This window comes from Idiomarina sp. HB (genome assembly GCF_048059115.1).
GTDB classification, from domain to species: domain Bacteria; phylum Pseudomonadota; class Gammaproteobacteria; order Enterobacterales; family Alteromonadaceae; genus Idiomarina; species Idiomarina abyssalis.
In genome coordinates this window covers 139,109-159,654 of the sequence record NZ_JAYLVU010000003.1, presented here as the reverse complement: position 1 = coordinate 159,654, position 20,546 = coordinate 139,109, and the positions used below count along the sequence as shown (strand labels likewise).

At 46.6% G+C, this 20,546-nt stretch carries 25 protein-coding genes; 21 read left to right on the top strand and 4 right to left on the bottom strand.

From position 1 onward, the window contains the following. Positions 1-2 precede the first annotated feature (2 nt). Positions 3-1,265: a type II toxin-antitoxin system HipA family toxin gene (locus VBY75_RS10115; protein WP_416512311.1), complete on the top strand. Its 1,263-nt coding sequence runs from the start codon at positions 3-5 to the stop codon at positions 1,263-1,265. A 58-nt stretch (positions 1,266-1,323) separates the two neighbouring features. Continuing rightward, positions 1,324-1,722 (top strand): thiol-disulfide oxidoreductase DCC family protein, encoded by a 399-nt coding sequence (locus tag VBY75_RS10110; RefSeq protein ID WP_416512308.1) that lies wholly within the window; start codon positions 1,324-1,326, stop codon positions 1,720-1,722. A 3-nt stretch (positions 1,723-1,725) separates the two neighbouring features. Here VBY75_RS10110 and VBY75_RS10105 read toward each other — a convergent pair whose 3' ends face one another. Beyond that, positions 1,726-2,214: a MarR family winged helix-turn-helix transcriptional regulator gene (locus tag VBY75_RS10105; RefSeq protein WP_416512306.1), complete on the bottom strand. Its 489-nt coding sequence runs from the start codon at positions 2,212-2,214 to the stop codon at positions 1,726-1,728. Between the two features lie 74 nt (positions 2,215-2,288). Between VBY75_RS10105 and VBY75_RS10100 the strand changes: the two genes are divergently transcribed. Further along, entirely contained in the window at positions 2,289-3,269 is a 981-nt protein-coding gene (locus tag VBY75_RS10100) for a catalase family peroxidase (protein ID WP_416512304.1), read from the top strand. Then, complete coding sequence (locus VBY75_RS10095) at positions 3,262-3,786, top strand: cytochrome b (protein WP_054489359.1); 525 nt, start codon at positions 3,262-3,264, stop codon at positions 3,784-3,786. The genes VBY75_RS10100 and VBY75_RS10095 overlap by 8 nt, the downstream gene beginning before the upstream one ends. An 11-nt stretch (positions 3,787-3,797) precedes the next feature. Here the strand turns inward: VBY75_RS10095 and VBY75_RS10090 are convergent, their stop codons facing one another. Continuing rightward, positions 3,798-4,049 (bottom strand): TIGR03643 family protein, encoded by a 252-nt coding sequence (locus VBY75_RS10090; protein ID WP_054489357.1) that lies wholly within the window; start codon positions 4,047-4,049, stop codon positions 3,798-3,800. Between the two features lie 211 nt (positions 4,050-4,260). On the opposite strand from VBY75_RS10090, the gene VBY75_RS10085 reads away from it, so the two are divergent. The 5 genes from VBY75_RS10085 (at position 4,261) to VBY75_RS10065 (ending at position 7,374) form a co-directional block, all read left to right on the top strand. Next, positions 4,261-5,631 (top strand): diguanylate cyclase, encoded by a 1,371-nt coding sequence (locus VBY75_RS10085; RefSeq protein ID WP_416512301.1) that lies wholly within the window; start codon positions 4,261-4,263, stop codon positions 5,629-5,631. Between the two features lie 92 nt (positions 5,632-5,723). Continuing rightward, complete coding sequence (locus tag VBY75_RS10080; RefSeq protein ID WP_054489355.1) at positions 5,724-5,921, top strand: hypothetical protein; 198 nt, start codon at positions 5,724-5,726, stop codon at positions 5,919-5,921. 15 nt (positions 5,922-5,936) lie between these two features. After that, a complete protein-coding gene (locus VBY75_RS10075) occupies positions 5,937-6,236 on the top strand; it encodes a Rho termination factor N-terminal domain-containing protein (protein ID WP_416512299.1) in 300 nt (99 codons plus the stop codon). Between the two features lie 75 nt (positions 6,237-6,311). Continuing rightward, positions 6,312-7,019 (top strand): nuclease-related domain-containing protein, encoded by a 708-nt coding sequence (locus VBY75_RS10070; protein ID WP_416512297.1) that lies wholly within the window; start codon positions 6,312-6,314, stop codon positions 7,017-7,019. A 184-nt stretch (positions 7,020-7,203) separates the two neighbouring features. Next, positions 7,204-7,374, top strand: a complete 171-nt coding sequence (locus tag VBY75_RS10065; RefSeq protein ID WP_074930865.1) for a DUF3545 family protein — start codon at positions 7,204-7,206, stop codon at positions 7,372-7,374. Between the two features lie 61 nt (positions 7,375-7,435). Here the strand turns inward: VBY75_RS10065 and suhB are convergent, their stop codons facing one another. After that, on the bottom strand, positions 7,436-8,212 hold the full coding sequence (gene suhB / locus VBY75_RS10060) for an inositol-1-monophosphatase (RefSeq protein WP_054489349.1): 777 nt from the start codon (positions 8,210-8,212) through the stop codon (positions 7,436-7,438). A 108-nt stretch (positions 8,213-8,320) separates the two neighbouring features. On the opposite strand from suhB, the gene trmJ reads away from it, so the two are divergent. The 3 genes from trmJ (at position 8,321) to VBY75_RS10045 (ending at position 10,778) form a co-directional block, all read left to right on the top strand. Next, positions 8,321-9,043, top strand: coding sequence for a tRNA (cytosine(32)/uridine(32)-2'-O)-methyltransferase TrmJ (gene trmJ / locus VBY75_RS10055; protein ID WP_054489346.1), 723 nt, complete (start codon positions 8,321-8,323; stop codon positions 9,041-9,043). Between the two features lie 67 nt (positions 9,044-9,110). After that, positions 9,111-9,590 (top strand): Fe-S cluster assembly transcriptional regulator IscR, encoded by a 480-nt coding sequence (iscR, locus tag VBY75_RS10050; RefSeq protein WP_054489344.1) that lies wholly within the window; start codon positions 9,111-9,113, stop codon positions 9,588-9,590. Between the two features lie 30 nt (positions 9,591-9,620). Further along, entirely contained in the window at positions 9,621-10,778 is a 1,158-nt protein-coding gene (locus VBY75_RS10045) for an IscS subfamily cysteine desulfurase (protein WP_416512293.1), read from the top strand. On the opposite strand, the gene msrA is transcribed toward VBY75_RS10045, so the two are convergent. Beyond that, positions 10,775-11,320, bottom strand: coding sequence for a peptide-methionine (S)-S-oxide reductase MsrA (gene msrA / locus VBY75_RS10040; protein ID WP_054489340.1), 546 nt, complete (start codon positions 11,318-11,320; stop codon positions 10,775-10,777). The genes VBY75_RS10045 and msrA overlap by 4 nt on opposite strands. Before the next feature lie 165 nt (positions 11,321-11,485). On the opposite strand from msrA, the gene ndk reads away from it, so the two are divergent. The 9 genes from ndk (at position 11,486) to der (ending at position 20,513) form a co-directional block, all read left to right on the top strand. Beyond that, complete coding sequence (gene ndk, locus VBY75_RS10035; RefSeq protein WP_011235266.1) at positions 11,486-11,917, top strand: nucleoside-diphosphate kinase; 432 nt, start codon at positions 11,486-11,488, stop codon at positions 11,915-11,917. A gap of 58 nt (positions 11,918-11,975) precedes the next feature. Further along, positions 11,976-13,112, top strand: coding sequence for a bifunctional tRNA (adenosine(37)-C2)-methyltransferase TrmG/ribosomal RNA large subunit methyltransferase RlmN (locus VBY75_RS10030; protein ID WP_054489338.1), 1,137 nt, complete (start codon positions 11,976-11,978; stop codon positions 13,110-13,112). A 33-nt stretch (positions 13,113-13,145) separates the two neighbouring features. Next, complete coding sequence (locus VBY75_RS10025; RefSeq protein ID WP_054489336.1) at positions 13,146-13,601, top strand: tetratricopeptide repeat protein; 456 nt, start codon at positions 13,146-13,148, stop codon at positions 13,599-13,601. Positions 13,602-13,621: 20 nt separating this feature from the next. Further along, the gene (locus tag VBY75_RS10020; protein ID WP_416512289.1) at positions 13,622-14,728 is read left to right on the top strand and encodes a RodZ domain-containing protein; all 1,107 of its coding nucleotides are present in this window, start codon (positions 13,622-13,624) and stop codon (positions 14,726-14,728) included. 19 nt (positions 14,729-14,747) lie between these two features. Continuing rightward, the gene (gene ispG / locus VBY75_RS10015) at positions 14,748-15,866 is read left to right on the top strand and encodes a flavodoxin-dependent (E)-4-hydroxy-3-methylbut-2-enyl-diphosphate synthase (protein WP_054489331.1); all 1,119 of its coding nucleotides are present in this window, start codon (positions 14,748-14,750) and stop codon (positions 15,864-15,866) included. Positions 15,867-15,938: 72 nt separating this feature from the next. Continuing rightward, positions 15,939-17,216 carry a histidine--tRNA ligase gene (gene hisS / locus VBY75_RS10010; protein WP_074930867.1) on the top strand — a complete coding sequence of 426 codons (1,278 nt, stop codon included), beginning with the start codon at positions 15,939-15,941 and terminating at the stop codon, positions 17,214-17,216. Positions 17,217-17,220: 4 nt separating this feature from the next. Then, positions 17,221-17,829, top strand: coding sequence for a YfgM family protein (locus VBY75_RS10005; protein WP_222235701.1), 609 nt, complete (start codon positions 17,221-17,223; stop codon positions 17,827-17,829). Further along, the gene (gene bamB / locus VBY75_RS10000; protein ID WP_273022664.1) at positions 17,829-19,067 is read left to right on the top strand and encodes an outer membrane protein assembly factor BamB; all 1,239 of its coding nucleotides are present in this window, start codon (positions 17,829-17,831) and stop codon (positions 19,065-19,067) included. The genes VBY75_RS10005 and bamB overlap by 1 nt, the downstream gene beginning before the upstream one ends. A gap of 6 nt (positions 19,068-19,073) precedes the next feature. Next, complete coding sequence (gene der, locus VBY75_RS09995; protein WP_199494909.1) at positions 19,074-20,513, top strand: ribosome biogenesis GTPase Der; 1,440 nt, start codon at positions 19,074-19,076, stop codon at positions 20,511-20,513. The last annotated feature ends 33 nt before the right edge of the window (positions 20,514-20,546 follow it).

Sequence of the window (20,546 nt, the reverse complement as noted above, 5' to 3'; positions counted from 1 at the left end):
CCATGAAAAGAGTCGAAAATGTTGAAGGACTCAGAATGTCTCTTAATGGCCAAGAAGTTGGAGTGTTGACGCACTATTCGGGCGGTAAAAATATCTTTGTATTTTCGCCTAGTTATATTGCGCTTCCGGTAACTCAACGTGAAACGTTGACGTTAACACAGCTGGCGGATGCGAGATATCTAACTCAGCCCTTAGTTAGCGCGCAGCGACTGGCTCCTGTTTTATCGAACTTATTACCTGAGGGTGCTTTAAGAGAATGGATGAGTCGTTCATTAAAAGTGCACACTGGCAATGAATTTCCCTTAATGGCTCATATGGGGCGAAACTTGCCTGGCGCTTTGCTAGCTGAGCCAATACAGGCAGGTCAGGTACCGGGCTGGGCTCTTGATCATCGAGAACAGGTTGAGCCGGTACAGATTGATGTCGAACACAGTCAGGATAAGTTTTCTCTGGCTGGCGTACAAATGAAGTTCTCTTCAGTGAAAGGACAAGACGGTCGATTTAACGTTGGTAGGGATGCCAACGCTGATAGCTGGATAATCAAAACACCCTCAACAGTGCACAAACATGTGCCTTATAACGAATATACTGCGATGCGGCTGGCGCAAATTGCGGGTATTGAGATACCGGAAATTAAGCTGGTTGAACTGAATCAGTTAGATAATTTGCCTGATATTCAGCTCCCTAATGAGACACATGCTTACGCAATAAAGCGTTTTGACCGGGATGATGGAAAGCGTGTACATACCGAAGATTTTGCACAGGTTTTTCAGGTGTATTCCCATGACAAATATAAAAAGTTCAATTATGAGCAAATTGCGGATGCGCTATTTCAATATGGCGCTCAGGGGTTAAAAGATGTTCAGCAAATGGCGAGAACGCTATTGGTTAATATTTTATTGGCTAACGGTGATGCACATCTAAAAAACTGGTCTCTAATTTATTCTGAGGGGCTACGACCAAAGCTTTCTCCGGCGTATGACATTGTATCTACTTTGCCTTATGTAACTGGCGAACTCGAATTTGCTCTTAACATGGCCAGGAACAAAAACTGGTATAATGTCGATATGGCTTCATTTGAAGCCTGGGCAAATAGAATAGGGGTGCCATGGCAAGCGGTTAAAGTGCACTTAGATGAAACATTGATTTTAGCGAGAGAAAACTGGCCTGATAAGCTGTCGGAATTGCCCATGGTTGATTCTCAAAAAGACGTGTTGAAAAGACATTGGCAGAATTTGCAAACCGATTTTCGCATTACATCATGAGTCAAATACGCAAAAGAAGCGTATAAGTAAAGTGAAACTCAATAAAGTGGTGGTCGCAATGCCTCAACAGAGCTCGGAACTCATTATTTTTTACGATGGCGGATGCCCATTGTGCGTTAAAGAAATGCGGCATCTAAAACGGTTGGATAAAGAAGGGCGGATTCAATTCGAAAACGTGAATGAACCAGACTTTAGTCAGCGCTACCCTCAAGTTGACGTTGCTAAGGCTAACCAGTATTTACATGGGCAGACCCGCTCGGGCGAAATGATCTATGGTCTGGATGTCACCCATGAGGCCTGGTCGTTAGTCGGTAAAGGCTGGATTATCGCCCCTCTGCGCTGGCCTGTTATTCGGTGGTTTGCTGACAAAACCTATTTATTTTTTGCACGTAACCGCAACCGCATTTCAAAGCTATTAACCGGTAAAGAGCGATGCGCGCAGTGTTCTATTGACTAATACTTATTCTAAGCCTTGTCGTTTTAAGTAACGGCTAAGCTGCTCAGTGAGTTGTAAACGCTCACTTTCTGACAGAACGCTTAGTAGCCTTTCCTGGGTCTGGACATGTTGATGAATGACTTGGTTGCTAAGAACTAGCCCTTTATCGGTGAGTTTTACCCAGTTAACGCGACCGTCGTTTTCATCCTGCTCACGTGTCACGAACCCTTTTTTCTGAAGCAATGTCAGACGGCTGGTCATACTGCCCGAAGTAACCAGCATTTGTTCCAGTAGTTGGTTAGGGGTCAACCGGTAAGGTTTTCCTGAACGGCGCAAAGTCGCCAGCACATCAAACCCTGCATCGGTGAGTCCGAACTGGCGAAAAGTATTACTCATAGCAGACGTCATATGTTTATGGATTACCTGGAGCCTGCCGACAAGTTCCATGGTTGAGGTATCGAGCTCGGGGAGCTCTTTGGCCCATTGTTGTTTTATTCGTTCTAAATTTTGCATCGCTAGTGAACTCAATATGCTCTATTATCGTATATCTTGAATTCAAGATAAATGATAGTAAGAGTACTTTCAATATGAAAAATCGGTATTTGGTTTTACTGCTGGCTCCTATGGTGAGCGCAGCGGCGCAAGAGCCGCCTAAAGTAACAGCGCAGCAATTTGTGAATTTACAGCAGGGCGAAGCGGCTCACGAAGGTTTTCGGAGAGCTCACGCTAAAGGCATTTGTGTTACGGGGGAGTTTCGCTCTAACGGGCAGTTAGCTACTTATTCTGAGGCCGCACTATTTGAACAGGGGGTAACGCCTTTTATCGGGCGCTTTTCGGTGGCGGGCAATAACCCAACCGCACCTGATTTAAAAGCACCAGTGCGTAGCCTGGCATTAAGCTTTGCTATGAGCTCGACCGAGCAATGGCGTATTGCAATGAATACGCCGCCGGTTATGGCAGTTAAAGACCCTCATACTTTTTACCAGCAAATTCAGGCCATTCAGGCAGGCCCTAAAGCAATACAGGCGTTCTTTGCTGAGCACCCTGAGAGCAGCGACTTTTTAAGCTGGAAGGCGCAATATCAACCCACTGGAAGCTTTGCTGCCGAAACTTATAACAGCATTAATGCGTTTTACTTAATTAACTCTGAAGGCAATGAGCAAGCCGTACGCTGGGCCATGCAACCCAAGGTTTTTGTTCCTGCTGATAACTTAGAGGGTGTGGATGCTCTGCATCAAGAAATTACTAACCGGGTAGTGAAAGAAGACATTGTTTTTGACTGGATGTTTACTTTGGCAAACGAGGAAGACGACGAGAACAATCCAGCAAAGGCGTGGCCGGACAGTCGCGAGCAAATTACGGCGGGGCAAGTTGTTATTACCGCGGTAACGCCGCAATTACAGGGCGAATGTCATGGTATCAATTACGACCCGCTGGTGTTACCAACAGGCATTGAAGCAACCCGTGACCCGATACTGCGGGCTCGGTCTGCGGCTTATGCCGAGTCTTATCGGCGCAGAGCAAAAGAAGCGTTAATGGGTGAGCTAGAGGGGCAGGGCAATGAGTAACCCACATAAGTTTTCGGTATCAATGCGCTTGTTCCACTGGGCTATGGCGGCGTTGGTTATTTCGATGTTGGCGGCGGGGTTATTAATGGTTCGCTCATTAGAGCCCTGGCAGTTAAGCATTTTAACCGTACATAAAGCTTTCGGTGTTGTTGCTGCCGTATTGGTTATTGCGCGCCTGGTTAATCGTTTGTTCCATGAAATTCCGGCATTACCTGGTGACCTATCGAGTTTACAGAAGTTTGTCGCTAAGGCTTCTCATTGGCTGCTTTATTTGCTGTTGTTCGCCATGCCTATTTCCGGGTATTTAATGCAGTACTTTGCCGGGCGGCCCATAGACGTATTTGGCTGGTTCCGTTTACCGGCGGTGCTTACTGTCGACATTGAGAATTATGCCGTATTTAGAGAACTGCACGGCTGGCTGGCAATGGCACTTATGGCATTGGTTGCTTTACACGTTGCTGCGGCCTTGCATCATCACTTTATTCGTAAGGACAAGGTTCTAAGAAGTATGCTTTAGTGCGTTATTGCCTAACGCTGTTTATATTGTGTTGGGCAGTAGCCGCGTGACACTCCCGCGGGGCGCAGTTTACGATGTTTAGTATTGCGCCCCGACACACGTTCCCGCCACAAGCGAAAGCTGCCGGGCTTAAGTTGCGAGCGCATAAACTTCACAACCTGCTTTTCCTGCAGGCCAAATTGTTCTTCAATAGCCTCAAACGGCGTGCGGTCTTCCCATGCCATTTCAATAATTCGAGATTTCTCAGGTTCGGTCAGGTTCATAGGTGACTATGTAAAAGGTTTTATCAAATTACGTTGGCCAATCTTAATCGGATCGTTTTTTTGTGGTATCGATAAAGCGCTAAAACTATTTAGCGTCGTTGAATGAACCCTTTGTCTGGCGCACTCGTATAACTAATGACATATTTAAACGCGAGTTGGCTCTATTTGATAATCTAATTCGTACCACTTAGAACCTGTGCGGATGCTACCCTTGCAGTTTAACCTTAAACTAGGGAAACCTTTGGCTATAAAAAAACGAAGTTCACTGATAGCGATAATCCTCTATATTGTGGGGTTAATTCCTTTATTAATGGTTGCGGCCTGGATCGGAGCTTTAGTGGAGGAACGAATTAAGCAATCCACTAAAGATGAAGCACTAACAGAGCTTCTGCTTGCTAAGTCTTCTTTAGAAGCGTCTCTTTTCAGGGATGTTTTTTTATCCGATAGTCTGGCAACCGTATTCAGTATCGACCCTGAAGAAGCGTCTAAGAATTTTGAAAACATAGGTTCTCGTCTGATTGAAAGATCGCAAAATGTTCGTAACGTTGGTATAGCACCAAATGATGTGGTCGAGAAAATTCTACCTCTAAAAGGAAATGAAAGGGCTGTTGGTTTAGATTTTAGAACCGTACCTTCTCAATATAAAACGGTGAAAGCCGCTCGTGACTTAAAAGATGTCTTTCTTGCAGGGCCTTTAGAGCTCGTTCAGGGGGGGCGTGCTGTTATAGCCCGGCTTCCTATTTTTTATGATTACCCACGAAGCGAGAATTACTGGGGCTCAATAAGTGTGGTTATTGATTACGACAGACTGATGAACTCGGCAGGGCTTTTAGATATTGAGAATGCCAAAGTCGCTTTACGCGGAGTTAATGGACTTGGGGAAAAAGGGGAGGTATTTGAAGGGGACAAACTAACTTTTGAGCAGTCGGATTACCAAGGAACCTTAATAATCCCTAATGGTGAATGGGCGGTAGCTGCGAAATTTGATGCGACAGTTACTCAAACACAATCTCTTCTAATCGATATTGGGCGGCTGAGCCTCTTATTTTTGTACACGTTGGTTTTCTTTGGAACCTTCATGCTTTGGCGCTCTTATCGAATAGAGCGCAGTATGGCGAATCGAGATGCTTTAACTCAGCTTTTTAATCGACGGTTTTCACTCAGTTATCTCGAAAACTTAATGAGTAAGAGAAAGCCCAAAAAACATTTTTATGTGTTGGTTATTGATCTCAACCGGTTTAAGGAAGTGAATGACAAATATGGTCATGATGTGGGTGATAGCATGTTACAACTCGTCGCTAATGGTCTTGAGAAGTCGGTCCGGGCTTCGGATATCGTGGCCCGAATGGGAGGTGACGAGTTTTTAGTAGTTGTGAATAGAGTTGAGACCGAAGAAGCCATTACAGCTATCATTGAAAATATAAAAAAGAACGTTGAAAGTGAGAGCGTCGAAGTGTCAGGAAGCATATTGAAACCGTCGTTGAGTATTGGGTTCGCGAGTAATACAGAGGGCGCGGGCACACCTAAAGATCTTTTGAAGCTTGCTGACCAGAGAATGTACGAGGATAAGAGTAAGGGCTAAGTGTATGCCTTTATTTTACTGTTTTTTCTTCTACACTTAACGATGAAAAGGAAAGAAAACGCACTGACATTTTTAATGATTAAGGAGGCTTTATGACAGGGCCAATGAATCCGAAAGTTAAAAAACATGAGCAGGATCTGACCGAAGAAGAAAAGCGTAAACTGCAGTCTCAGCAGGACAAAGAAAACCAGAGCCGCGAAGATCACCGTCGGCCGGGTTCAACGCATGACACTCATTCGCAAAAAGATAAGCAGATTGCCCCTGAGCAACGTGGCAAGGACTCCCAATAAGAGTAGGAGGCTGTTATGCCTGACGTTTGGCGTGATAAAGACGAGCGAATGTATCAGCATATCAAGCAGTCGCAGCTAGATGACGGTAAGAGTGAAGATGAGGCTGAGGAAATTGCCAGTCGTACCGTGAACAAGCAGCGGCGCGAGGAAGGGGTTACTGATAACACCACCACTCAGGGTACCGGTAACCCCAATAGCCGGCTTGAAGAGCGCACTAAAGATGAGCTCTATAACCGGGCGAAGCAGCTTGATATTGATAACCGCAGTGAAATGAGTAAAGACGAACTGATTGAGGCGATAAGGCAAAAGCAGTAATGGATTAAAGCTGACGACTGACTGCTTTGATGGTTTAATATGGCCATTAGTAGCAAGGAAAGTTGTCAAATTGTCATGGCCGACACGCAGTACATAACCAAAAATCGTCTTTCTCAAGAAGTGAATAAAGCTCGCGTATGGGTCGCTATTATTGGCGCGCCTATTGCGGGTTTTTTAATGTACAAATTACCAAATCTCTGGTGGATTGTTGGGCTAATTTATCTGTTCAGTATTGTAGGAGCAGCATCCACTAAACGTTCAGGTGCCAGGGGCGAACTAAAAACACTTAAGCTGCTAGATAAACTCCCCGATAGCTATGTTTTGTTTAACCAGGTTGATGTGCCCAACTCGCGAGCAAAACGCGGCTTTACGGAGCTGGACTTAATTGTGGTGGGTCCTAACGGCGTGTTTGTTGTGGAAGTGAAGAACAACAATTCTAAAGTAACAGGAGACGATCAGGCGGCTTACTGGACAGCTCATAAAGTAGGGAGTAAAGGTGGCCGTTATACAGCCAAAGTCCGCAATCCAATAAAACAGTTAAAAAAACAGGTTCATGTTTTAGCTGAGCACCTGAAGAAAAACCGCGCATCAACCTGGATAGACGGCGTTGTGTTTTTCTCGCACCGCAGTGCACGGGTTAAACTGTCTTCACCACCCAGCGTGCCCGTTCTTGAGCGTAAAGGACTGGTCGAGTATATCTTGAATTATCAGCCCAAGCGGGCACCCTCAAATGTAGAGAAAGTCGTCCAGCAATTAATAGAACTTAAGCAAATGACGGTTTAGTAATACTAACCAATGATTCTTCATACCTTTGCCACAACCTGTTAACAAAACCGTAACAAAGTTCTTTTAATGTGTCCCGGTGTGTGGTACTTATGAGTTGTGGTTTTTTTGTTAACGAACAGATTAACTGCAGCGCTAATACCATAATTAAAAAAGTTGTATCAAAAAAGCAGAGGGTCATACCATGGATAATTCCGAAGAACTGCAAAAGGTAAATGACAAGTCTGGAAAGGGTCGCGCCGCAAAACGTAAATGGCGTGAAATAGAACAACTAAAAGAGAAGTACCGGTTGCGGGAAGAACTCTCTGAAATGGATTACTCGCTAGAGCTCGATTTGGAAGAAATCGAATTATAAAAAAGAACGCCGTCTGGGTTAGCTCAGACGGCGTTTTGCTTTTTAGCGACTGAAAAACAGCTTAGCGAATTTGTGCCAGCATTTGTTTTAATGCTTTTGGTGCACCGGCTGCTATGTTGCCTGACTGAATGTAGTTGTGACCACCTTGAAAGTCACTGACTATGCCACCTGCTTCGCGAATTAATAATTCGCCGGCCAGCATGTCCCAGGGTTTTAAACCCATTTCCCAAAATGCATCATGACGTGCAGCAGCTACGTAAGCTAAATCTAAAGCGGCTGCGCCTGCGCGACGTACATCGGCACAGTGTTCAAACAGTTTGCTGAACATGTCCAGGTATTCTGGTAAGCGGTTTTTCATTTTGAATGGGAACCCGGTAGCAATAATTGCGCCTTTTAATTCCACTTTCGGTGAAATACGTAAACGACGGCCATTCAGCTGAGCGCCTGCCCCGCGAGATGCGGTGAAGAGTTCTTCGCGCATAGGGTCATACACAACGGCCTGCTGAACAGAGCCTTTGTGAAGCAAAGCAATAGAAATACAAAAGTGGGGAATACCGCGCATGTAATTGGTGGTGCCGTCTAGCGGATCGATAACCCACTGGAAGTCATTTTCTTTACCAGCCTGGGTACCGCTTTCTTCTGCAATGATGCCATGGTCCGGGTAGGACTTTTTGATAGTGTTGATAATAGCCTGCTCTGCGGCTTTATCCATTTCAGTAACCCAGTCATTTAAGCCTTTTGATTCGGCTTCAACAGGGCTGCCCTGATCGAAATTTTTAACTAAAATTTTGCCGGCCGCACGCGCTGCGCGCACCGCAATATTTAACATCGGATGCATACCAATTACCTGTGCTGTAAAAGAACAATTTTCGGTCGCGGATCATACCAGTGTTACGGTATCATGCCAAACTTTTCCATAAGTCGAGAAAAATCCAAGGGAAACGCCATGCTTGATAACATTCGTATTGTTCTGGTGAACACTTCTCACACCGGGAACATAGGCTCTGTTGCCCGTGCCATGAAAACCATGGGACTGTCTAAATTAACGTTAGTAGACCCTGTGCAGGAGCCGGACAGTCACGCATCCGCTTTGGCGGCTGGTGCAACTGATATTTTGGCATCGGCGACTATTGTGGACACCTTGCAAGAAGCGATTGCCGATTGCGGTCTGGTTATTGCGACCAGTGCTCGTAACCGTACGCTGGACTGGCCGCTTTTAGGGCCTCGCGAGTGTGCTGAAAAAGTGCTGGAAGAAGTAGGACAGCACGAGGTGGCTTTAGTATTTGGTCGTGAAAACAGTGGCCTAACCAATGAAGAGCTGCAGCAAAGTCAGTTCCACCTGCATATACCAACAAACCCGGATTACAGTTCTCTGAACCTGGCTATGGCGGTACAAACCGTGTGCTATGAACTGCGCATGCAGTGGCTGGAATCGCAACAACGCAGCTCTGGAGAATTACCGGAATACCCAAGAGCCGAAGATTTAGAACGGTTTTACGAGCACCTTGAAAAAACATTGAGCCAAACAGGGTTCATTGTGCGTCAGCACCCGGGGCAGGTAATGACGAAATTACGCCGCTTATTCACCCGTGCCCGGCCGGAAGAGAACGAAATTAATATTTTGCGGGGTATTTTAGCCTCGGTGGATAAATCGACAGGCAATACTTGACTAAAATAGTCAGGAATGTAAAATTTCATAACATATTATGCTGATTTAAACACCAGAGGAAACCACCATGCGCCTGACGTCAAAAGGTCGATACGCAGTTACAGCTATGCTGGACGTTGCGCTTTTTACGGCAAATGGTCCTGTGCCGTTAGCGGACATTTCTGAGCGTCAGGGAATATCTCTGTCGTATTTAGAGCAACTGTTTGCGCGTTTGCGTAAGCACGGACTGGTGGACAGTGTGCGTGGTCCGGGCGGTGGTTATCGTCTGGGTTGCCCGGCAACCGATATTTCTGTTGGTGCGGTCATTCATGCCGTTGATGAATCTATTGATGCGACTCGTTGCCAGGGTAAAGCTAACTGCCAGGGCGGTGAGCGTTGTTTGACGCATTCGTTGTGGGAAGGCTTAAGTGACCGCATAGCGGACTTCCTGGACGGCATTACCTTGGCTGAACTGATGAAAAAGCGCGATGTTGGTGATGTTCTGAGTCGGCAAAATTCACTTCATAATAAAAGTGAAGAAGAGATTAAGTTAAACTCACATCTTTAATATTGTCTTTAGTTTGTCAGGAGCAACGAAGTGCCCAAGCTACCCCTTTATTTTGATTATGCTGCAACCACCCCTGTAGATCCTGTTGTAGCAGAGAAGATGATGGGCTGTTTAACTCAGGATGGTCTCTTCGGAAACCCCGCGTCACGTTCACATAAATACGGCTGGCAGGCTGAGGAAGCCGTTGATGTTGCCCGGCATCAGGTTGCTGATTTAATCAATGCCGACGCGCGCGAAATTGTGTTTACCTCCGGCGCTACTGAATCGGATAACCTGGCAATAAAAGGTGCGGCTCAGTATTACTCAGATAAAGGCAAGCATATTATTACGCTGAAAACTGAACACAAGGCAGTATTAGATACTTGCGTTCAGTTAGAAAAAGAAGGCTTTGAAGTTACTTACCTGGACGTTGGCAGCGACGGACTGCTGGATATGGATTTGTTCCGCTCAGCTCTGCGTGAAGATACCGTCCTGGTAAGCGTTATGCTGGTTAATAATGAAGTTGGCGTTATTCAGGACATTGCTGCTATTGGGCAGCTTTGTCGTGAAAATGGCACCTTATTCCACGTTGATGCTGCCCAGGCTTCCGGTAAAGTTTCTATGGATATGGCTGAGTTGCCGGTCGATTTAATGTCACTTTCTGCTCACAAAATGTATGGCCCTAAAGGTATTGGGGCGCTCTATGTGCGTCGTACGCCCAGAGTTCGGCTACTTGCGCAAATGCATGGCGGCGGTCACGAACGGGGTATGCGTTCGGGTACCTTACCAACCCACCAGATTGTCGGCATGGGCGTTGCGGCTGAAATTGCTCGTAATGAGCTGGAGCTGGAGCCTGTGCGGGTTAAAAACCTGCAGCAGCGGTTATGGAAGGGTGTTAGTCAGCTAGAAGGTGTAACCCTGAATGGCTCTGACCAGCAACGGGTTCCGCATATTACCAATATCAGCTTTGCCGGAGTTGATGGTGAACTGCTGCTAATGGCGTTAAAAGATCTTGCGCTTTCGTCGGGCTCGGCCTGCACGTCGGCCAGCGTTGAACCTTCGTATGTGCTGAGAGCATTAGGCATTGAACATGAGCTGGCAATGAGCTCATTGCGCTTTAGTATTGGCCGTTATACGTCCGAAGACGATATCGACAGTGCAGTAGAGCTTATCCACCGCACTATCGGTACCTTGCGAGGGGCTGCTTAGTCTTTCAGCAGGCCGGCAAAGGTTTTGCGGAATTTAGCCAGTTTAGGTGAAATGACCGCCTGACAATACGGGTTTTCCGGGTTTCTGGCGTAGTAGTTTTCGTGGTAATCCTCCGCCGGATAAAAGGTCCCTAACTCGGTGACTTCCGTTACTATAGGCGCTGCAAATGCATCGTCAGCCTCTAGCTCAGCAATAATTTTCTCGGCTTCTCGTTTTTGCTCGTCATTATGATAGAAAATCGATGTGCGATATTGCGTGCCAACATCGTTACCCTGGCGATTCACCTGAGTAGGATCGTGCAGGGTGAAAAAGATTTCTAAGATTTGACGGTAAGAGATCTGCTCCGGATCGTACTGGAGTTGAGCGACTTCTGCGTGGCCCGTGTTTCCCGTGCAAACTTGTTCGTAAGTGGGGTTTGGCGTATGACCACCCGTGTAGCCGGATTTAACCGACTGAATGCCTTTTACCTGAAGGAAGGCAGACTCAACACACCAGAAGCAGCCGCCGCCCAGAGTAGCTTGTTGGTATTCATTGTTCGCCATGTCAGAACTCCTTATCGTCAAATAGACGTCTATATGGCTAATTTGTTTTAGCATCCTAGCTGAGAATAAGTGAAAAAACAATCACTGGGTATTCGATTTCTGCGCTGATCTCACGTATAATCCGCGCGACTAATTTATCCCTTTATTTTATTGGAGTTTATAACCATGGCTTTAGAGCGCACTCTATCAATTATCAAGCCTGATGCAGTTGCAAAAAACTTAATCGGCGCTATCTACAACCGTTTTGAATCTGCTGGCCTTCGCATTGTTGGTGCTAAAATGATGCACTTAAGCAAAGAACAGGCGGAAGGTTTCTACGCTGAACACAAAGAGCGTCCTTTCTTTGGCGCTTTGGTTGAATTCATGACTTCAGGTCCTATCGTTGTTCAGGTTCTTGAAGGTGAAGACGCTGTGCGTAAAAACCGTGACATTATGGGTGCTACGAATCCTGCAGAAGCACTGGCAGGAACTATCCGTGCCGACTATGCTGAAACTATAGACGAAAATGCGGTACACGGTTCAGATGCAACTGAATCTGCTGCGCGCGAAATCTCTTACTTCTTCAGCGACGAAGAAGTTTGCCAGCGCACTCGTTAAGACGTAAGAAAATATGGCCTGACGGAAACGTCAGGCTACATCAGAACACTGGAGCTTTATGACCAACGCAATAGATAAAAAAGTGAACTTACTCGACCTGAATCGTGAGGGGATTAAAGAATTCTTTCGTGAAATGGGTGAGAAACCGTTTCGTGCCGAACAGGTTATGAAATGGCTGTATCACTTTTGTGTCGATGACTTTGATGAGATGACGAATCTCAATAAAGCTTTGCGTGAAAAGCTCAAGCAAGTAGCCGAGATTCGCGCACCTGAAATTCGTGAACAACAGCAGTCGTCAGATGGCACCATTAAGTTCGCGATGACTTTGTTTGACGGTCAGGACGTGGAAACGGTATGGATACCCGAAGGTGACCGCGCTACTTTGTGCGTGTCTTCTCAGGTTGGTTGTGCATTAGAGTGCACTTTCTGTTCCACAGGGGCTCAGGGCTTTAACCGTAACCTCAGTGTGGCAGAAATTATCGGCCAGGTGTGGCGGGTGAACCAGCTGTTAGGGGCTTATGGAAAAACCGGAATTAAACCCGTAACGAACGTTGTCATGATGGGCATGGGTGAACCACTGCTTAACTTAAATAATGTTGTTCCGGCAATGGAGTTAATGTTAGATGACCTGGGCTTTGGTTTATCAAAGCGTCGTGTCACTTTAAGTACTTCCGGTGTTGTTCCCGCGTTGGAAAAATTACGTGAACGCATTGATGTCATGCTGGCTATTTCGCTGCATGCACCAGACGATGAACTCCGTAACGAAATTGTACCTGTTAATAAGAAGTACAATATTGAAGAATTTCTGGCATCGAGCCGTCGTTATGTTGAGCAGTCAAAAGCTCAGCGTAAAGTAACGGTAGAGTATGTCATGCTGGACCATGTGAATGATTCAACTGATCAAGCGCATGCGCTGGCGAAAACATTAAAAGATACCCCAAGTAAAATTAATCTTATTCCGTTTAACCCGTTCCCGGGCTCGGACTACGGCCGTTCCAGCAACTCGCGTATTGACCGTTTTGCTAAGGTACTGATGGAGTATGGGTTTACTGTAATGGTAAGAAAAACCCGGGGTGACGATATTGACGCAGCTTGCGGACAATTGGTCGGCGATGTCATTGATCGTACAAAACGCATACTGAAGCGTCAGCAGAAACAGCGTGGTGGAGAAGCAATAGCTGTAAAGACCGCGTAAATTAACAGAATCGCAGGCACAAGGAGTGTGATAATGCGAGCCGCTTTATTATTGATAGCCGTAGTGCTATATGGTTGTACCGCTAACCCTGAACAGTCGGTTTCTGAGGGTAAAGATGTACGGTTGCAGCTGGGACTTGCTTACTTAGCGCAAGGGAAGTTAAAACTTGCGCATCCACATTTGCAAACCGCATTAAAGAATAACCCTCAGTCTCTGGATGCCAACCTTGCCTTAGGGCAATGGTATTTATCGACAAATGACGTTGATTCAGCTTTGTCACTTTACCAACAGGCATTATCATGGCAACCTATGAGCGGTGCATTGTACAATAACTATGCGGTTGCACTGTGTGTGGCTGGTGACTGGAAAACAGCACTGACGTATTTTGATAAAGTGAGGTTGGATAGTAAGTATTCACATCACGACCGGGCCAGGAAAAACAGAGCCGAATGCCTGGCACGAGGAAGTCACGACGCAGCTCAACCATAACAGGGAAACCCCTTACAATCATGACTGCTGAAAACGAACCAACACAAGATAACGAAAAAACAGAACCTGAAGCGGTAAAAGAAACAGAACAAATGCCGAGCAAGGGTCCTGGACAAATACTAAAAGAAGCTCGTGAAGCAAAAGGCCTAAGCCAGCGCGAGGTTGCAGACCAACTGCGTTTGAGAAAGCAGATCATTGAGTTGCTGGAAGTCGATGACTACTCAACTTTTTCGACGCCTACTTTTATTAAAGGTTATTTAAGAGCTTACGCCAAGTTATTGGATCTGGACGACACTGAGTTATTTCAGGCCTACAAGGCAAAAGGCTTTCAAGAAGTTCAAAGTAGCCAGATGCAGAGCTTTTCACGACGTAAGAAGCATCAGGAAAACGATAACCGCTTAATGCTGATTACATACGTGGTCATTATTGTTGTTATTGCCTTAGTTATTTGGTGGTGGCAGGAGCCTGACCTTGGTTTTAATGAAAAAGCTAACGGCACTCAGGAAAGTTCAGAAGTTGCTCCGACGGATGCCGATGGTGAAGCCGACAGTGTTGGCGGTATTGAAATTTCGAATCAGCCGACCGAGCCACAAATTCGGCCTGACGAAGAAGACGCGGTATTAGAGTCAGATGTTGAAGCCGAAGACACTAACGTTGCTGTTGAATCTGTTCAGGAACCGACTGCAGAAGGCGAAGAACTGAATAGCGAGTCGACGGGCGACACCTTAGCAGGTGCTGAGCCGGTTACCGAAGAGACAGATAATGATTCGTCTCTTGAAAGTGCTGAAGAAGCTACCCCTGAAGCTCAGTCAGCAGAAGCTGATGCTGAGCCGATGGAAGCCGCTCAGGTGGCGGCAGAGCAATCTGAGCAGCCTGAAGCGAGTTCACCCAGTTTGGTTTTAGACTTTAATGAAGAATGTTGGGTGAAAATTGATGACGCCACCGGTGAAACTCAGGCCGTTGGTGTTAAAGCAGCGGGCTATCGCATGCCGGTACCGGGCGAGGCTCCATTTTCGGTTACACTATGTAAACCCGAAGCAGTTAACGTAAGTTTTAACGGTAATGCAGTTGATATGAGCCAGTTCCGTACGGGCCGTGTTGCGCGCTTTACCGTGCCGACAGAGTAGTAGAGGTCAATTTAAGGTTATGATGCACGAAAATCCAATTAAACGCCGTCCTTCACGCCGTTTGTATGTAGGTAATGTACCTATTGGCGATGGCGCACCGATTGCTGTGCAGTCTATGACAAATACTGAAACAACCGATGTTGATGCTACCGTTGCTCAAATTGATGCGTTGGCTCAGGCCGGAGCTGATATTGTTCGGGTTTCGGTACCGACAATGGAAGCGGCGGAAGCTTTCAAACAAATCAAATTACGCAGCCCTGTCCCTCTGGTTACTGACATTCACTTCGATTATCGCATAGCACTAAAAGTTGCAGAATACGGCGCTGACTGTTTACGCATTAACCCGGGCAACATTGGTCGTGAAGACAGAATCAAAGCCGTTGTTGATGCGGCGCGTGAGCGCAATATTCCAATTCGCATCGGTGTGAATGGCGGGTCGTTGGAAAAAGATTTACAGGAAAAATACGGTGAGCCAACGGCTGAAGCCTTAGTTGAGTCTGCCATGCGGCATGTCGATATTCTCGACAAACTCGACTTTCACGACTTTAAAGTCAGTGTAAAAGCCTCCGATGTGTTTTTAGCCGTTGATTCCTACCGTCTGCTTGCGAAGAAGATAGACCAGCCACTGCATTTAGGTATTACCGAAGCGGGTGGTAAACGCAGCGGCGCCGTTAAATCGTCAGTAGGCTTAGGCATGTTGCTGGCTGAAGGTATTGGTGACACGCTTCGTGTTTCGCTAGCGGCCGACCCAGTCGAAGAAATTAAAGTGGGATTCGATATTCTGAAGTCACTGCGCATTCGCGCACGTGGTATCAACTTTATTGCCTGCCCAAGCTGTTCGCGTCAGGAGTTCGATGTTATTAGCACGGTTAATGAACTGGAACAGCGTCTGGAGGATATAACTACGCCTATGGATGTTTCGGTAATAGGCTGTGTTGTTAATGGTCCGGGCGAAGCCTTGATATCTCATGTTGGTCTTGCCGGCGCTAAAAATAAAAGTGGTTTGTATATTGGTGGTGCACGCCAGAAACAACGTTTAGATAACCATAATTTAGTGGATGAGCTGGAAGCGCAAATTCGCGAGCAAGTGAAGTTTATTGAAGCTAATAAAATTGACGTAAAAGAAATTAACGGTTGATTTTACCCGCATCGACAAAGTCCTTATAATACCCGCTTATTTTCTGTATCGATAACCAGACGAGAAGGTTCCGTGGCGAATACAATACAAGCAATTCGTGGCATGAATGATTTGTTGCCAGAGCAGAGTCCGGCCTGGCAGCAGGTTGAAGCAGTAATACGCCGTGTTGCTGCAAGCTACGGCTATAGCGAAATCCGTATGCCTGTGCTGGAAAGTACGCAACTTTTTAAACGTTCAATTGGCGAAGTAACGGATATTGTCGAAAAGGAAATGTACACTTTCGACGACCGTAACGGTGAAAGTGTCACTTTACGCCCTGAGGGAACGGCCAGCTGTGTTCGTGCAGGGAACCAACACGGTTTGCTGTATAACCAAATTCAGCGTTTGTGGTACATGGGGCCCATGTTCCGTTACGAACGCCCGCAAAAAGGCCGTTATCGTCAATTTCACCAGTTTGGTATTGAAACCTTTGGTTTAGAAAGCGCTGATGCCGACGCTGAAGTCATTCTGCTTTCTGCCAGGCTATGGCGTGAGTTTGGTATTGCCGATCAGGTTGAACTGCAACTGAACTCTTTAGGGTCTAATGAAGCACGGGCGAATTATCGGGATGCGTTGAAAAATTACTTATCTGACTACATTAGCGAGTTGGATGAAGACAGTAAACGCCGGCTGGAAAGCAACCCGCTGCGTATTCTGGATAGTAAAGATGAAAACACTCAAAAGATTCTTGAAGGTGCGCCTAGCCTGTCGGAATACTGGGACGCAGAATCGAAAGAACACTTCGAGCAATTAACGGCTCGTCTGGAAGCGGCTGGTATTTCCTATACCCTGAACGAACGTTTGGTGCGTGGTCTGGATTATTATAACCGTACCGTGTTTGAATGGGTAACCACAGCCTTAGGTGCTCAGGGTACTGTTTGTGCCGGGGGGCGTTATGATGGTCTGGTTGAACAGTTAGGCGGTAAAGCAACGCCTGCGGTTGGCTTCGCAATGGGTATGGAACGTCTTGTGCTGCTACTGCAGGAGCAAGAAAAGCTGACCCCAAGACGAGTCGTTGATGCTTACTTAATGCCGTTAGGCGAAGAAGCGGAACTAAACGCCCCGCGAATTGCCGAACAGCTGAGAAATGAGTTACCGGAACTGCGGCTGGTAAGCCACTGTGGCGGCGGTTCCATGAAAAAGCAAATGAAAAAAGCTGATAAGTCGGGTGCTGAAGTTGCTCTGATTATCGGTGCTGATGAAATCGCTCAGCAGCAAGTAACGGTAAAACCGCTGCGTACTGCTGAAGAACAACAAACTCTGGGCTGGCAGGCACTAATTGAGTATCTGCAACCAATGACGAGAGGGTAGTCAGGTGGATGAAGAACAACAAGTAGAACGTTTAAAAGAGTTCTGGAAAGAACACGGTAAAGGTATTGTTGCCGGTGTAGTCATTGGCTTTGGTTTGTTTTACGGTTGGCGTTACTACGATCAGCATACACTGGAAACGCAGGAGCGTGCGTCAGCTAACTATGAGCAATTAACCTCGGGGTTGTCCGAAGGTAGCGAGAACGCCGTACTCGAAGCTCAAAACTTTGTCAGCGAAAACCCAGGAAATGTGTACGCACAGCTTGTTGCGTTCCAATTGGCACAGCATGCGGCTGAACGCGCTGACTTGGCAACGGCAGTCACCGTTTTGCAATCCGTTGTAGATAACGCTGATGACGAGAATATGTCAGCTTTGGCCAGCATTCGTTTGGCTCGTGTGTTAATTGCTCAGGAACAACTGGACACGGCTTTAAGCTTGGTTCAAAAGCCCTTACCTGAAGCTTACGCTGGTTTTGCGGCGGAGTTAGAAGGTGACATACTTGCTGAACAGGGCAATACCGAAGAAGCCCGGGCAGCCTATGAACGCGCATTGCAGGCAGGCGAGTCACTGACTCCGGCTTTGCAAATGAAACTCAACAGTCTGGCTAAGTCATAATGCAATTGATTCAACGCTTTATTAAAGGCAGCTTATTATTCTCTGCCACTCTTCTTGTCACCGGTTGCTCTATTTTTGGTGACGATGACGAAGAACCGAAATTTGCTGAGTTACAGCCCATTTCTTCGGAAGTACAGCCAAGAGTTTTATGGGATGCCTCTGTTGGTAGTGGCATAGGAGAGTATTTTTCCCGACTGAACCCTGTGGTTGAGTATGGCAAAGTTTTTGCCGCTGATCGTAATGGAATAGTCAGTGCTTTTGATAAGTCCACAGGTGAGCGCTTATGGCGAATTGATTTACGTCAGAGTATTCAGTTTGACCAGGCAACCGATGAAGGTTGGTTTGGCGGTATTTTCTCAAGCCCATTCCCTGCGCGTATTTCAGGTGGTTTAGTGGCGAGCTACGACCGCGTTTTTCTGGGAACTGAAAACGGTGATGTCGTTGCGCTAAATGCTGAAAATGGTGACATTGTCTGGCACACAGAAGTCAATAACGAAGTCATGTCAGATCCTGCTGTCGGTGAAGGACGCGTTGTTGTGCATACTGGTGGCGGAAAAGTTATTAGCCTGGATGCGGAAACTGGCGAACAGCAATGGGAATATGAGTATCAGGCTCCGATGCTGACAGTTCGTGGCGCATCTGCACCTGCTATTATTAGTGGCGGTATCGTTGTTGGAGACAGTAATGGTACAGGCATGATACTTATTGCCAATAATGGACAGCAGGCATGGACTCAAACCATTGGTAAGCCAAGCGGAAGCAATGAGCTCGAACGCCTGGCGGACGTTGATGCGAAGCCAGCTGTTCAGGGTACTACATTGTACATGATTGCTTTTAACGGTGAGCTGGTTGCGCTGGAATTAAGAGATGGCGAAGTACGCTGGAAGCGCGATTACAAAGCCTTTGAGAATATGTTGGTAACCAATGGTCGGATATTTTTAACTGATGTGAAAAGCCACGTTTATGCACTTGAGCAAAGCGGTGGTGTAGAACGTTGGGGTAATTCACAGCTGTTCGGACGTAAGTTAAGTGCGCCTGCATGGCATCGCGATTACGTTGTTGTCGGTGACTTTGAAGGTTACTTGCATTGGTTAGATAGCGACAGCGGCAATATTGTAGGCCGTTATGAAGTCGGTGGTGACGGTGTTTATGTAGCCCCGGTTGTTGATGACAACATTATGTATGTACAGACTCGGGACGGTGATATCATCGCGCTCGATATTCAATCAGGAAATTAATAAGAGATGTTACCTGTTGTCGCGCTGGTTGGGCGCCCAAATGTGGGGAAATCCACGCTTTTTAATCGTTTAACGCGGACACGCGACGCACTGGTAGCGGACTTTCCCGGGTTAACTCGGGACAGGAAATACGGTCAGGCAAATTACGACGGTTTTCAGTTTATTGTTATTGATACCGGTGGTATTCATGGCGATGAAGAGGGCATTGATGAAGAAATGGCAAAGCAGTCCCTGCTTGCTGTTGATGAAGCAGATGTTGTGCTCTTTATGGTCGATGCCCGAGACGGTGTGACCGTTGGCGATCAAGCTATTGCGGAACATTTGCGTAAGCAAAATAAGAAAGTTTATTTAGTCTGTAATAAAATTGACGGCATCGATGCGCACTCTGCGATGGGCGACTTTTATTCGCTGTCTTTGGGTGAACTCTATGGTATCGCTGCAGCTCATGGGCGAGGGGTTGAGCAGTTATTAGAAACCTGCTTTAGACCAATAGCGGAAGACTATCCCGATGTTATTGTGCCCAAGGACGTTGAGTCTGAAGAGCTTGAGCATGACGAAATCGATTACGAAAAGCTGCCGTTAAAGCTGGCTATTGTCGGCCGTCCTAATGTTGGTAAATCAACTTTAATTAACCGAATACTGGGTGAGGAACGGGTTGTTGTTTACGACATGCCGGGCACCACGCGTGATTCGGTTTATATCCCCATGCAACGCAACGAGCGTGAATATGTCCTGATAGATACGGCCGGAGTGCGTCGGCGAGGTCGTATTGGCGAGGCTATTGAGAAGTTCTCTGTGGTCAAGACATTGCAGGCGATTGAGGATGCAAACGTTGTCCTGATTGTTGTTGATGCGCGTGAGACTATCAGTGACCAGGACCTTAACCTTATTGGCTTTGCATTAAATGCCGGCCGCTCAATTGTTATTGCAGTGAACAAATGGGATGGTCTGCAAAACGACCACAAAGAAGAGATAAAGCGCGAGCTTGACCGCCGCTTAGGTTTTGTCGATTTTGCACGGTTACATTTTATCTCTGCTTTGCACGGTACTGGTGTAGGGCATTTGTTCGAGTCAGTGGAAGAAGCCTACAAAAGTGCAACTCAGCGAATTAGCACCTCTAAGCTGACTAAAATTATGGAAATGGCGCAGGAAGAACATCAGCCGCCATTGGTTAGCGGCCGCCGGGTGAAGTTAAAGTACGCGCATGCCGGGGGTTATAACCCACCACGTATTATTATTCATGGTAATCAGGTTAAAGATTTACCTGGCGCTTACCAGCGTTATCTCATTAATTACTTCCGTAAAGCGCTGGGCGTAATGGGAACGCCGATAAAAGTGGAATTCCGCGAGCCGGTTAACCCGTATGAAGGAAAGAAAAACCAACTGACGTTGTCGCAGCAGCGAAAACGCCGGCGTTTGATGAAGTTCCTGAAAAAGAAAAAGTAGTTTTAATAGAAAGAAGCCTGCAAAAACTGCAGG

Bases quoted from the DNA above. Each gene is read 5' to 3' on its own strand.
- trmJ (WP_054489346.1), top strand. From the start codon at position 8,321: ATGCTTGATAACATTCGTATTGTTCTGGTGAACACTTCTCACACCGGG.
- VBY75_RS10110 (WP_416512308.1), top strand. From the start codon at position 1,324: ATGCCTCAACAGAGCTCGGAACTCATTATTTTTTACGATGGCGGATGC.
- ndk (WP_011235266.1), top strand. From the start codon at position 11,486: ATGGCTTTAGAGCGCACTCTATCAATTATCAAGCCTGATGCAGTTGCA.
- VBY75_RS10095 (WP_054489359.1), top strand. From the start codon at position 3,262: ATGAGTAACCCACATAAGTTTTCGGTATCAATGCGCTTGTTCCACTGG.
- VBY75_RS10020 (WP_416512289.1), top strand. From the start codon at position 13,622: ATGACTGCTGAAAACGAACCAACACAAGATAACGAAAAAACAGAACCT.
- suhB (WP_054489349.1), bottom strand. From the start codon at position 8,212: ATGCATCCGATGTTAAATATTGCGGTGCGCGCAGCGCGTGCGGCCGGC.
- VBY75_RS10075 (WP_416512299.1), top strand. From the start codon at position 5,937: ATGCCTGACGTTTGGCGTGATAAAGACGAGCGAATGTATCAGCATATC.
- msrA (WP_054489340.1), bottom strand. From the start codon at position 11,320: ATGGCGAACAATGAATACCAACAAGCTACTCTGGGCGGCGGCTGCTTC.
- VBY75_RS10115 (WP_416512311.1), top strand. From the start codon at position 3: ATGAAAAGAGTCGAAAATGTTGAAGGACTCAGAATGTCTCTTAATGGC.
- VBY75_RS10100 (WP_416512304.1), top strand. From the start codon at position 2,289: ATGAAAAATCGGTATTTGGTTTTACTGCTGGCTCCTATGGTGAGCGCA.
- VBY75_RS10080 (WP_054489355.1), top strand. From the start codon at position 5,724: ATGACAGGGCCAATGAATCCGAAAGTTAAAAAACATGAGCAGGATCTG.
- VBY75_RS10030 (WP_054489338.1), top strand. From the start codon at position 11,976: ATGACCAACGCAATAGATAAAAAAGTGAACTTACTCGACCTGAATCGT.
- bamB (WP_273022664.1), top strand. From the start codon at position 17,829: ATGCAATTGATTCAACGCTTTATTAAAGGCAGCTTATTATTCTCTGCC.
- iscR (WP_054489344.1), top strand. From the start codon at position 9,111: ATGCGCCTGACGTCAAAAGGTCGATACGCAGTTACAGCTATGCTGGAC.
- VBY75_RS10090 (WP_054489357.1), bottom strand. From the start codon at position 4,049: ATGAACCTGACCGAACCTGAGAAATCTCGAATTATTGAAATGGCATGG.
- der (WP_199494909.1), top strand. From the start codon at position 19,074: ATGTTACCTGTTGTCGCGCTGGTTGGGCGCCCAAATGTGGGGAAATCC.
- ispG (WP_054489331.1), top strand. From the start codon at position 14,748: ATGATGCACGAAAATCCAATTAAACGCCGTCCTTCACGCCGTTTGTAT.
- VBY75_RS10070 (WP_416512297.1), top strand. From the start codon at position 6,312: ATGGCCGACACGCAGTACATAACCAAAAATCGTCTTTCTCAAGAAGTG.
- VBY75_RS10065 (WP_074930865.1), top strand. From the start codon at position 7,204: ATGGATAATTCCGAAGAACTGCAAAAGGTAAATGACAAGTCTGGAAAG.
- VBY75_RS10025 (WP_054489336.1), top strand. From the start codon at position 13,146: ATGCGAGCCGCTTTATTATTGATAGCCGTAGTGCTATATGGTTGTACC.
- VBY75_RS10105 (WP_416512306.1), bottom strand. From the start codon at position 2,214: ATGCAAAATTTAGAACGAATAAAACAACAATGGGCCAAAGAGCTCCCC.